Origin of the sequence: Paenibacillus sp. GCM10027629 (assembly GCF_042676425.1) — a bacterium.
In the GTDB taxonomy this organism is placed as follows: domain Bacteria; phylum Bacillota; class Bacilli; order Paenibacillales; family Paenibacillaceae; genus Paenibacillus_K; species Paenibacillus_K terrigena.
Genome location: NZ_JBHTGZ010000003.1, coordinates 1,060,447 through 1,072,031, shown reverse-complemented (window position 1 = coordinate 1,072,031; position 11,585 = coordinate 1,060,447). Strand labels below are relative to the sequence as shown.

Genomic DNA, 11,585 nt, shown 5'->3' with positions numbered 1-11,585 from the left:
CAACCGGATCCCCCCCCCCCCCCCCCTCCTCGATTCTTAGCTTCTGTAGCCTTATTATATGATAATTGCAGGTGCTGCATTTCTTCTGAATTGCTATTTTACAAGATGTTAGCCTGCTCACGCGTCTTTTAGATCGTTTACACTTCAACGCGGCAATTTCATCTTCTTCGATAAAATGAGTAATAATCCAAACATATAAAAGACGAGGCATAAGGCGATGACGCTATACAGAAACGCCGTTATGGACGTCGGTCCCCATACTTTAATAAAAGTCCATGGCACTCCAAGAAAGATTTTCGGTGCCTTGATCGTGAATGTCAAGATCGCTGCAACAAGCAATGTAAGAATAAGCAATAACAGACTCCTTTTGACGTTTAAAGATGTCCATATCCGTTGCTTATAAGCCAGATTTCTCACAATGACTAGCGTGAATAGGATGAACAATACACCCAAACCGCCACCGACGATGCATACGATGCTCACAATGTAATCCATCTTTTGATAACCATCGGTATGATTATTGGTTACCTTATTCCCCTCCCACAACTCCATCACACCTTGACCTATAGCTCTCGTAAAACTCGTATTCATATTGGATAATATAGCAACGCCTACCTGCTCATCCGGCTGCATGATGAAATACGAGGTAAAATTCGGGTTCTCTCCAGCGTGATAAATATACGGTTTGTCGTGCTTCTTCATGATTGCCCAGCCGCTGGCATAGTAGGTATCCTTATCGAATGGGGCGATGGATTGATCAGGCATATGTGATGCTTGAATGACCTGATTATCGATAGCATGGCTTGGATCGTTACTTAACTGTAAATTCATCCATTTCGCAATATCATTCGTGTTGCTGACTATGTACCCAGCCGGGATATTCCCCCGGTAAATGGGTGCTGTATAGGCCTGTTCTTTCATAAACCCGATTTTATAACCAGTTGCCACCTCTGCGGATTGACTTACTTGATGTCGTCCAACGAATGAATCATGCATGCCGATCGGCTCTAAAACATGCTGCTTCATGTACATATCATATGGCTTCTTGGTTACTTTCTCGATCACGAGTCCCAAGATATCGTAATTGATTGTTGCGTATTCCAAAGAGCTGCCTGGCTTACGGTTTAAGGGTTGATCCAGCAGTGTTTTTACTGTCAGCTCAAGGGCGTTATCTGCATTGCTCTCAGGAATACGTGTGATCGATTTCGAAGCGATTCCGCTGGTATGATGAAGAAGTTGATTCAGGGTAATGGTCTGCGCTTCTCCGTTGTAGGTCAATTTCAACCAAGGGATATACTTCTGGACATCATCCGATAGTTCTAACAACCCTTCCTTTTCCAATTGCAAAATAGCTAATCCCGTAAATGCTTTGGATGTTGATCCGATCTCGAATAGCGTTTCATCGGTCACTGGTTTTTTCGTCTTCACATCAGCGTAACCGAAGCTTTTCTGATAGACCGTTTTTCCCTTCTCCACAATGACTAGCGAGATCCCTGGAATTTTACTAATATTTTTTTGCTCTTGAACAAATTGTTCAATTTTCTCTATTTTATTGCTAGCGTCTGCGTTAGCTATGATTGGCGAAAACCCGCTAACTACCAGAATCATAGCAATCATGATCATTCCCAGTTTTATAGATGATTTCATTCCCGATTCTCCTTGGTTAAATTTATGCTCTTCATGTAGCTGTTGCAGGCCACAAGGAAGTAAATTGTATGCATGGCCAAATAAATGCCGATGATAACGAACGAATAGATCCAATTGGATACCATGAGCAGATTATTCAGCGCTTTGAGTGCGATCAGCGCATGCACTATGCCGACGAGGCAAGGCGCGAAGAACAGAACACCGACTTGAGTAACGACGATTTTGCGAAGTTCGGATGGCGTCATTCCGATTCGGGTAATCGCCTTATACTGCATTTGATCTTCCTGCAGCTCGGTAAACAATTTGAAGTAAATCATGCTGCCGGATGCGATGAAGAACAGCAAGCTAATGAACACACCAATAAACATCGTAAGTGAAATGAGTCCTTGCGGATCAGCATATTGCGTCTTTATATCATCTAACTGCACCGCAAGACCTAACATGTAAATCGTACCGGATGCCGTTAAAATAACAGTACTCAATATCGATACCATAAACAGCATTCGTGCATTGTCCTTCAGCTTATGACCAAGTTGGGCCAATACGATCAAATTCGTTCGATTGTAGTAGACTCTTGTATTTCTTTTCAAGTAGCGCAGCAGCAAGACACTGAACTGCGTGAACAACAGATACGTTCCGGTTATTGCCGTAAGCAAGATGAACCCTGCGAGTAAACTGAAGTTCTTAACATTTAATATGAGAGCCATGCTATAAGCCGCTGTAATACAAGCGATTGCAAGCAAGGCAAGCCATGGCGAATAAGCAGTCTCCTTCTTGGAGGTACTTGCTGGCATAAGTAAATCAACAATTTCCGATCGGCCTACTCGCATAGCCGTTCCGATTGTGATGAGTGTGAACAGCATGAAGAAGCCGCTAGCCGTTAACCATAGCGCATGAAGTGGTATAGCAACCGCAATGGGATCGCTCATTCCTAGTAGAACGGCGAGTGCCATAAAGAAAGGTTTGCTGAATAATACCCCTAGACCGATACCTCCACCGATCGCCATGACCGCGATAACTGTGTTTTCAAAGATGATAAGTTGCCGTAGCTGCATACGGGTCATTCCGAATAGGGATAACAGCCCGAATTCTTTCCTTCTCGATTTCAGAAAGGCGGCATTAGAGTACAACACGAACAGAAACGAGAAAATAACGATAATATATTGGCAGAACAACATTCCCTGTCTTACTTGCGAAGTCCCGATCATATGACCGCTCGTCAGGTCGGGGTGTGCAATAAACGCAGCATACATATAGAAGATCATGACGGAAAACACGCTGCTCATAAAAAATGCACTGTAAGACCGCCAATTTCCTCGAATGTTGCTAAGCGCGAGCGAACGGAACGTCATTGAAATTCCCTCCCAGCACACTCAGCACGTCTAATATTTGTTGAAAAAATGCTTGTCGATTGGAGCCGCGCCGGATTTCCGAGAAGATTCTGCCGTCTTTAATGAACACGATGCGCTGGCAATAGCTCGCTGAGAACGGGTCGTGCGTCACCATTAACACCGTTGCCTTCAGTCGTTCATTCAACGCCTTGAGCGACTCCATCACATCCTTGGCCGATTTCGAATCCAAGTTACCGGTCAACTCATCCGCGAGCACTAACGACGGAGCATTAATTAGAGCCCGTGCTATCGCCGCCCGCTGCTTCTGACCACCTGATACTTCATAGGTACGCTTCTTCAACAGAGGAGCTATCTGCAGCCATTCCGCAAGCGGACGCAGTCTCTCTTCGATCAATATCGGATCCGCCCCTTCCAACACGAGCGGCAATATAATGTTTTCCTTAATGGTCAACGCTTCCAGTAAATTGAAATCCTGAAAAATGAAACCAAGCTCACGCCTTCTGAAGAGCGCTAATTTTTTATCACTCAGCTTGCTCGGATCGATACCGTTAATTTCAATTCGGCCAGATGTTGGACGATCCATGGCAGCCAGCAGATGAAGCAATGTCGTCTTCCCGCTTCCCGACGGACCCATCACACCGACAAATTCGCCATCTTCAATATGCAAGTCAATGTCATCTAATGCTGTACATACGATATTCCCTTTGGAATTGTAAATTTTACTAAGCCCTTGCGCTGTAAGCACACTCATCGTTCGATTCCTCCTCCCGCTCCAGTCTGTTTATCTTTACAACGTTTAGTATAGCGGGCAACGATCTCCGAACCCATCGATTTACATAACAAAAATCACGCTCCGAACATGACAAGGTTGTCACAAAGCGTGAAGATCCTTTCCAGTCTTGTCACCAAGAATGTGTATGCCATGAGGTTCAAATGTGATCGTAAATGTGGTTCCAACACCCCATTCCGACGTTACGGACAATTTGTGACCGAGCCTGTTGCAAATCTGCTTGGCCAAATACAGTCCCATTCCCGTCGATTCCCCTGCAGATTGACCATTCTCACCCGTGAAGAAAGGATCGAATATTCGCGGCAAATCTTGCGGCACGATCCCGCTTCCCTCATCGGTTACACTAAGCGTGCTGCTTGTTGCCTGCTGCTCCAAATGGAAAATAAGGTGTTTCATACCCTGCTTATCCTTGCTGTATTTGATCGCGTTACTGACGATTTGATTGATTACGACGGTCATCCACTTCTTATCCGTTTCTGGCCATAATTCACCGTGAAATTGCGGTATGACGGTATGACGAATACATAGGCGTTTATGAGCGATTAGAACATCGCGAATGATATCGTGAAGCGGCGTTTTTTTGAGATGAAGATCCATTTCGAACTTGTCGAGGCGCGCGGTATGTAGCAGCATTTCTAGACCTCTCGTCATTCGATCAGACTCTTCATGCAAGCTAAGGATGAGGACTTTCTGTTCCTCCTCCGTAGAAGGCATCTGCTTCAGCGTCTCTTGCAAGAGCAAATCGATCACCGATAAAGGTGTCTTCATATGATGCACCCATTGCAGTACAAAATGATTATGAAGCTCCTGCTGACGGCGGTATGTGCCAAGCTTATTCAGATAAGCGCTGTTCTGTCGATCGAACAAACGTGCAACGAGCTGCTGCTCCCTCGTGACGGCAGAATGATTGATCGCGTTAACCTGTAATTCATCAGACCGATCAATGGCTTTTCTAAGCTGTGTGTAATACGGACGCTGCCGGATATAGTCAACCGTAAGACCAAGCACCCCCAAAAGAGCACCCGCAGCTACAAAATACGTAATCGTGCTTGGCTCCATTAATCCAGGGTTTCGAGCATTTTCCAGCAACATTAAACAGGCGCCAATCCCGATAATAACAAGGCCAGTTACGACATAAATTAGTCGGTCACGAATGAACAAAGCTGCCAACAACCATCTCATGCGTTCACTTCCTCCTCCCCTTCTTCGAGGAGCAATTTATATCCCAACCCTCGTACCGTTGCGATCGCATTCGGCAAACCCAGCTCCTCCAGCTTCTTCCGCAATCTTGCAACATTAACAGTCAACGTGTTGTCATCGACAAACTGTGCATTGTCCCACAACGTCTCCAGCAGCTGGTCCCGCGATACGGTTTTACCATACTGATGTATGAAGCATTCAGCCAATAACTGTTCATTTTTCGATATCTGGGTTTTACGATTTTGCCATATGAGTTCATTGCGGCTTAGATTCAGCCGCAAGCCTTGTACATTTAACTCGTTCTCTGGTGATGGGGCAAGACCGGTTGAAGCCGAATAATCCCCATACACTCTCCTTAGTACACTTCTCACCTTAGCGATTAGGAGGTCTAAGTGAATCGGTTTGGTGATATAATCATCGCCGCCATGATCGATAGCCATCACTTGATCCATCTCACCCGCTCGAGCAGAAATGAAAATGATCGGTACATTGGACTTAGTTCGTATTTGTCTACACCAATAATAGCCGTCGAAGTACGGCAGGTTAATGTCAAGCATGATCAAATGTGGTTCATAGGCTGCAATCTCCGGCATAATGTCGCGAAATTGCGATACACACGATGCTTCAAATCCATACTTCTCTATATTCCGCTTTAGGACAGCGCTAATTTTATGATCGTCCTCTACAATAAAAATCCGGTACATAAGATTCCTCCTCGAGTTCTCCGTGTTAGCCAACTAATAGTATAGCAGATTGTTGAGAGACTAGAATAAAGGGCATTCGAGACATTTCGACAAGGACATCATAAAGATAATAGCAATAAAAAAACCGCGTTTTACGCGGAGGTTCATTAGGTTATTGTTTTATTTGAGAATATTGATCGAATATCTATAGTTTCTATTATTCATTTCGAATCTGCTCAGTCTCTTTTTTAATAGCTATCGCATCTATTTGGATGTTAAATCCAATGTCACTACTTCAATTAAACAATGAAATCATTTATCGTATGAAACAGTTTGTGAGAATCTACTTTTTCGTAGTTCCAAAGCATGATTACATTTACCTTCTCATCTGGAAATTGCCAAATCTCCGACCTAAACCCAGGTGTTCCACCACCAATTAATCGAAAATGATCCCCTAAAAACCATCCATATCCATACTTAAGAGTTGGATCAAAGCTTACACTGAGATATGGTCTGAACATCTTGTCTATTGATTCTTGAGATAAAATGCCATTTAATAAGGCATCGCACCACTTATTTAAGTCTCGAACGGTAGAAAATAATTCTCGAGGCGCATCAACTTCACTTAACTTATCGTTATCTGCATTTATGTATTTTTCATTTTCTTTAGAATGACCATAAGCTCGACCATCATGAATTGTACGAGGATTATCAGGACCAGTATTTAGCATGTCTAACGGATCTAAGAAAAGTTGATTCAACGCTTTATCAAATGGTAGACCCGTTACTTTCTCTACGATATAACCTAAAATTAAAAAACCAGTACTACTATAATGCCATCTTTCACCAGGTGGATATAATTGATCTTGTATCGCTAAATATGTAAGAAAACAGCCCTTCTCTATGTTTAGTTTAGTCATTTCAAATCGTAAATTAGGAACACCATAGATATCATGGAGTCCTGACGAATGGGTTAACAAATGATGAACAGTTATGTTCGGATGAAGAGCTTTAAATTCTTCTATATAGGTACCAGGCTTCTCATGAAGTTGGACTAAATCCTGCTCTTGTAGTTTTAAAATTGCTGCCGCAATAAACATTTTTGTTACGGAGGCAATATGGAATTTGGTATCTACTGTATTTGGCACATCAAGTTGAATACTAGCTTTACCATATGCCTTCTCAAATAAAATCTTACCGTCCTTAGCTATCAAAATCGCTCCGCTTAAGTAATTTTCTTTATCATACTTATCGATTAACGCCTCTAATTCTTTCATAATTTCCCACCTCAATAATGAAATTAAAATGTTCCATCACATTAACTTCGAAATCGCTCCACAATTAACTTGTCTCTGATTCTTCTTATTGAGCCGGTTGATGAACATCGAACATATTCCGGAAAGGATCATAGAAGGTAAAGAACTTACCAATATTTCCTTCATCAATTATCTCACTTACCTCAGCTCCCAGTTCTAATAAATAATGATAGAATCCTTCAATATCCTTTACTCTAAACCCGATTGTATAATGATCTTTTCCATTTACTAGAAATGTAGAAGTGGTTTGATCATTTGTTTTCACTAAAAATAAGCTTGGCCCTATCGAAAAATCCACGTATGCCAATTCATCATTTCTGATCCCAAGTTTGGCGCCCAGCTTATTACAGTACCAGTCTATTGCTTGATCCAAATCAGAAACTGGTATTTCGGTATACTCAATACCTTCAATAAATTGTTGAATCATTTTTATCAATCTCCCTTTACATTTAATTTAGAATCATCCTTCGAGCTTTCAGGGCTGTCTTCAAATCTCGAAAAACCTTCAAAAAAATCAATCTCATCTCCACCAATACTTTAACGTTATTGTATTCACGAACCCGAGAAGCTTAAGGAAGAGCCAGCGACTAGGGTGGCTTCACCACTTAGTCTCATAGGGTTGTTTCCCTGATTATACTCCTTCAAAAAAGTCTCGGGCAGACCAAGGAATTTATACCCCGCATCAGGAAAATGGTGTTATATGATGGAGATGTCTTCTTCGAGTTTACTTTAGAAGTGTGTTCTTTAATATTAATTTCGTTCATTCAATTTCTGTTTTGATACATGTTTTCAAGTGTGTTAATATATATTTATTAAAGACCAAGTGCTACGAACACTTGGTCAGTACAATTGGCTTGGATGGTATATTCCCTTCTAAGTCTTAACGGAATAAAATCCCACCTTCGGCAGTCAACCATTGGGTGGGATTTTACTTTTTCTTGTTGTTATTGTTAATGTAAGTTAAAAGTGCAAGTCCCTTTGAAGGGAAACCATGCCCACCCAAGATTCAATTGTTATCTATATTTTACCAGTATTTCCAACTGCGCACAAGTGTTCTCATGGATTTATAGTTTTTTATGATCCTATATCTCTTTCATATAACTTATACGTATTTACGACGTTCCACCGACTTTAGGTGACGTCAGGAGCTGGCCGCGATGTAGTTAGTCGGTGCAGACGTGTCCGGCTGATTTACTTACAGTTGCTGAGCTGCTTCAGTCGAACAGTGGCTCCGTGTCATGGAGGATACTTTCCAGCCATTGTCGAGCTTCACGCCTGGATCTCCGCTACATTGGCACATCCCGGATTACAATAAATAAAATACTTCAAAAGTGGAAGCATCTACGACTCTTTGCTTTCTCTAATCGCAGCCCCATTCATATTACAGATATTGATAAGCTTAGAGAAATCATAAATATTTCAGAACTTACACAGATACTTTAACTTCCTGCTTCCCGTCAAACAAATGCAGCCTGCCTCTTCATAGAGGTCAGGCTGCATTTGTTTTCATGTATTTGTAGCTTACAGATCTGTGCGGAGACTCCATAATTCAGGGAAAAAACGTTGCGCAACTACGTGCTTTAAATATTCAACACCTGCTGAGCCTCCAGTCCCCGGCTTAAATCCGATAATCCGTTCAACCGTCACCATGTGATTGAACCGCCATTGCTGATGACGGCTGTCGATGTCAACCAACTTTTCCGCAAGTTCATACAGATCCCAATAGCGTTCAACGTCTTGATACACCGTCAACCATGCGGCTTTGACACTGGCATTTTCCTTGTATTCCTGTGACCAATCCCGCTTCAAATACTGCATATCGACCTCTAAGCCTCTCAAAGAAAGAGCCATGATCGCAGCATCGTAGAGGCTGGGTTCGTGAAGTGATTGACTCAATTGTTGATGGAGCTCCGGCTGATGCTCATAAACAGTCAGTACCTTGGTTTGCTTGCCCCCCAGCATGAATTCGATAAGTCGATTTTGGAACGACTGAAACCCGGATGATCGGCCTAGGCTGTTCCGGAATTCCATGTACTCAGCAGGAGTCAATGTCGACAAAACATCCCAGGATTGGATTAATTGCTGCTGAATTCTAGAGACGCGAGCTAGCATTTTGAAGGCCGGCTCCAAATTATTTTGCTGAATGAGAAGACGAGCTGCTTCCAATTCGTGCAAAATCAACTTCATCCAAAGTTCGCTGGCTTGATGGATGATGATAAACAGCATTTCATCGTGATGCCCAGATAGCCGTTGCTGACTGGATAACACTTTATCGAGTTGAAGATAGTCTCCATAGGACATCTCTTTTGAAAAGTCGCGATGAATGGTAGACTCTGTTGCATTTGACTGTGATTGTTCGTGTTTCTCTGAATTGGACATGTTATTCACTCCTAATATGGATGGTGTATGACTTATCCTATTTCAAGCGGCGAAGAACGGCCCTAACAGGACTTCCGTCTGCCTCAACAAGCGGAAGGGGAAGCGCTATCAATTCAAAATCACCAGGCTCAATGTGCTCCAGAAAGATCCCTTCCAAAATATGAATGTCATGTGCATGCAAGGCATGATGGGCAGACAACTCTTTGCTATCGAGTGGATCAACTGAGGGTACATCCACACCGATGAGCCGAATTCCCTTTTCCGCTAGATAAGGTCCTAGATCTGCTCGCAGATAGGCGATCTCCGTGGGAAAATCCTCTTGATTTGACCAAGAATTTGTACGAAGCAGTAATCGAGCGACACCATCTAAATCATACTCCTTCAAATCCTTTGCGCCGATACTCGATTTACCCGAGACGTCAATAACTCTCGCTAGTCCGATGTACAGCTCTAGATCTAGTTCCATGACCTTCCGGCCTTCATTTTCAAAATGGAACGGAGCATCTATATGCGTACCCGTATGGATACTCATCGTCAGTTTCCCTACATTTACCGATCCGCTTTGTTCTTTTGTCCAACTGACCTCGTAAGAGAAGGGCGTATCTCCAGGCCAAGTCGGAACTCCTGTTTTCAATGGTCGAGAGATATCAAAAATTGTCATAATCATTTCCTTTCAACAAATGGTTTGTCCACTGCTGATCACTGGTTAAGCGACTACGTCGCGTGTATTCTCGAATTGCTCGTACTGCTTTTCAACCATAATTGTTTTCAATCGTTGCACAGTATCCCACACTTCATAATAAGTCGTATAGAGTGCAACGGGAGCAAGACGAATGATGTTCGGAGCTCTGAAATCGGGTATAATCCTATTTTCCTTTAGTGATTTGCAAATCCGGGCTGCTTCCTCATGCTCTAAACAGATATGTCCCCCTCTACGCAGATCATCTTTTGGATTCCCGATTGTAAAGCCCATTCCGACCAATTCTTGTTCAATTAAATCCATCATATATGCTGTGATATTCAAGGACTTTTTTCGTAGCTTTTCTATACTAGCCTCTGCGAATATTTCCAAAGATCCAATTAATGGAGCCATACTTAAGATATGCGGTGTGCCAATTTGAAAAGCGCCAGCCGTCTCCGCCGGAACAAAATTGTGCTCCATGTCAAATTGCTTGTCTTTCCGTGAACCAAACCATCCTGCCAAGCCTGGTGAGCGACCGAAGTGTTTACGATTTACGTATAAGCTGCCTACACCGCCCGGCCCGCTGTTCAGATACTTGTAGTTGCACCAATATGCAAAATCAACATTCCATTTGCTCAGGTGATGAGGAATTGCTCCTACAGAATGACAGCCGTCAAAGCCAATGAGGATTCCTCGTGCATGAGCTTCGGCCGTTAAACGCTCTATATCGAGCAATTGTCCACTTCGATAGAGAACTGTCGGCAAGATGATCAGTGCTACTTCATCCGTCATGGCCGCAACGATATCATCTTCTTCAATTGTACGCCGATCACGACTTTTTACTTGAATCAAATGTTGAGACGGGTCGTATCCATGCAATTGCAATTGACTTTGTAGGGCATAAATATCAGATGGAAAATTCAATTCATCCGCCATAATCTTAGTTCTGACACCCTCAGGCTTATAAAAAGTCGCTACAAGCTGATGTAAATTCGTTGTTGTAGAACCAGTCAATATGATCTCATCTTCTGATCCGCCAACTAACGGGGCACTTAAGGCTGCTAATTTTTCCGAAAGATAAAACCAAGGGTATTCGCCCCGTAACCAGCCATCTATTCCTTGTGTTTTCCAAGCATCAACTACTTCCAACATTGTTCGTTCAGCACGTCTGGATAACAGTCCTAATGAGTTGCCATCAAGATAGATTGATTCCGAATTCATATAAAATTCATCTCGAAAACGTGCCAGCTCATCTTCTTTGTCAAGCTGCCGAGCATATTCTTTGGAGTAATGATAGGGTTCTCTGGACATAAAGCCCTCCTTGTGGAATATTGAACAAGATAGAATCGTGCTAATCTTACTTAAAATAGTAGATGTCGTCAATATAATGGTTTTTGGGTTCTTAAATTGCACTGATTTCCGAAAACGTTTCTTGTATTCACGATGTCCTACCGGCTTAACGCAGCGAAGCTGCCGGGTGCGCTTGCGTACTTAGCCGGTGCGGGCGTGTCCGCCTGGATCCACTTCTCCAAAAAC

The 11,585-nt window shown here is 42.8% G+C and carries 11 protein-coding genes; 1 reads left to right on the top strand and 10 read right to left on the bottom strand.

Features of this window, described 5'->3' with window-relative positions; translation table 11 throughout:
- Nucleotides 1-144 precede the first annotated feature (144 nt).
- The 7 genes from ACFQZR_RS05495 to ACFQZR_RS05465 form a co-directional block, all read right to left on the bottom strand.
- Nucleotides 145-1,647, bottom strand: a complete 1,503-nt coding sequence (locus tag ACFQZR_RS05495) for a serine hydrolase domain-containing protein (RefSeq protein WP_379343582.1) — start codon at nucleotides 1,645-1,647, stop codon at nucleotides 145-147.
- Nucleotides 1,644-2,999, bottom strand: a complete 1,356-nt coding sequence (locus ACFQZR_RS05490) for an FtsX-like permease family protein (protein WP_379343580.1) — start codon at nucleotides 2,997-2,999, stop codon at nucleotides 1,644-1,646. Before ACFQZR_RS05490 ends, ACFQZR_RS05495 begins: the two co-directional genes overlap by 4 nt.
- Nucleotides 2,974-3,750: an ABC transporter ATP-binding protein gene (locus tag ACFQZR_RS05485; protein ID WP_379343578.1), complete on the bottom strand. Its 777-nt coding sequence runs from the start codon at nucleotides 3,748-3,750 to the stop codon at nucleotides 2,974-2,976. Before ACFQZR_RS05485 ends, ACFQZR_RS05490 begins: the two co-directional genes overlap by 26 nt.
- 120 nt (nucleotides 3,751-3,870) lie before the next feature.
- On the bottom strand, nucleotides 3,871-4,971 hold the full coding sequence (locus tag ACFQZR_RS05480; protein WP_379343576.1) for a sensor histidine kinase: 1,101 nt from the start codon (nucleotides 4,969-4,971) through the stop codon (nucleotides 3,871-3,873).
- A complete protein-coding gene (locus ACFQZR_RS05475) occupies nucleotides 4,968-5,693 on the bottom strand; it encodes a response regulator (RefSeq protein WP_379343573.1) in 726 nt (241 codons plus the stop codon). Before ACFQZR_RS05475 ends, ACFQZR_RS05480 begins: the two co-directional genes overlap by 4 nt.
- Nucleotides 5,694-5,971: 278 nt before the next feature.
- Nucleotides 5,972-6,949 carry a serine hydrolase domain-containing protein gene (locus ACFQZR_RS05470; protein WP_379343571.1) on the bottom strand — a complete coding sequence of 326 codons (978 nt, stop codon included), beginning with the start codon at nucleotides 6,947-6,949 and terminating at the stop codon, nucleotides 5,972-5,974.
- Between the two features lie 85 nt (nucleotides 6,950-7,034).
- Nucleotides 7,035-7,415, bottom strand: coding sequence for a VOC family protein (locus ACFQZR_RS05465; protein ID WP_379343569.1), 381 nt, complete (start codon nucleotides 7,413-7,415; stop codon nucleotides 7,035-7,037).
- Between the two features lie 743 nt (nucleotides 7,416-8,158).
- Here ACFQZR_RS05465 and ACFQZR_RS05460 point away from each other — a divergent pair.
- Nucleotides 8,159-8,431, top strand: coding sequence for a helix-turn-helix domain-containing protein (locus ACFQZR_RS05460; protein WP_379343567.1), 273 nt, complete (start codon nucleotides 8,159-8,161; stop codon nucleotides 8,429-8,431).
- Nucleotides 8,432-8,509: 78 nt separating this feature from the next.
- On the opposite strand, the gene kynA is transcribed toward ACFQZR_RS05460, so the two are convergent.
- From kynA to kynU, 3 genes are read right to left on the bottom strand one after another with little or no spacing between them, the layout of a single operon-like run.
- Nucleotides 8,510-9,367 (bottom strand): tryptophan 2,3-dioxygenase, encoded by an 858-nt coding sequence (kynA, locus tag ACFQZR_RS05455; protein WP_379343565.1) that lies wholly within the window; start codon nucleotides 9,365-9,367, stop codon nucleotides 8,510-8,512.
- A 37-nt stretch (nucleotides 9,368-9,404) separates the two neighbouring features.
- Nucleotides 9,405-10,028 (bottom strand): arylformamidase, encoded by a 624-nt coding sequence (kynB, locus tag ACFQZR_RS05450; RefSeq protein WP_379343562.1) that lies wholly within the window; start codon nucleotides 10,026-10,028, stop codon nucleotides 9,405-9,407.
- 45 nt (nucleotides 10,029-10,073) lie between these two features.
- Entirely contained in the window at nucleotides 10,074-11,360 is a 1,287-nt protein-coding gene (gene kynU / locus ACFQZR_RS05445) for a kynureninase (protein WP_379343560.1), read from the bottom strand.
- Nucleotides 11,361-11,585 lie beyond the last annotated feature (225 nt).

Bases quoted from the DNA above. Each gene is read 5' to 3' on its own strand.
- ACFQZR_RS05495 (WP_379343582.1), bottom strand. From the start codon at position 1,647: ATGAAATCATCTATAAAACTGGGAATGATCATGATTGCTATGATTCTG.
- ACFQZR_RS05490 (WP_379343580.1), bottom strand. From the start codon at position 2,999: ATGACGTTCCGTTCGCTCGCGCTTAGCAACATTCGAGGAAATTGGCGG.
- ACFQZR_RS05485 (WP_379343578.1), bottom strand. From the start codon at position 3,750: ATGAGTGTGCTTACAGCGCAAGGGCTTAGTAAAATTTACAATTCCAAA.
- ACFQZR_RS05480 (WP_379343576.1), bottom strand. From the start codon at position 4,971: ATGAGATGGTTGTTGGCAGCTTTGTTCATTCGTGACCGACTAATTTAT.
- ACFQZR_RS05475 (WP_379343573.1), bottom strand. From the start codon at position 5,693: ATGTACCGGATTTTTATTGTAGAGGACGATCATAAAATTAGCGCTGTC.
- ACFQZR_RS05470 (WP_379343571.1), bottom strand. From the start codon at position 6,949: ATGAAAGAATTAGAGGCGTTAATCGATAAGTATGATAAAGAAAATTAC.
- ACFQZR_RS05465 (WP_379343569.1), bottom strand. From the start codon at position 7,415: ATGATTCAACAATTTATTGAAGGTATTGAGTATACCGAAATACCAGTT.
- kynA (WP_379343565.1), bottom strand. From the start codon at position 9,367: ATGTCCAATTCAGAGAAACACGAACAATCACAGTCAAATGCAACAGAG.
- kynB (WP_379343562.1), bottom strand. From the start codon at position 10,028: ATGACAATTTTTGATATCTCTCGACCATTGAAAACAGGAGTTCCGACT.
- kynU (WP_379343560.1), bottom strand. From the start codon at position 11,360: ATGTCCAGAGAACCCTATCATTACTCCAAAGAATATGCTCGGCAGCTT.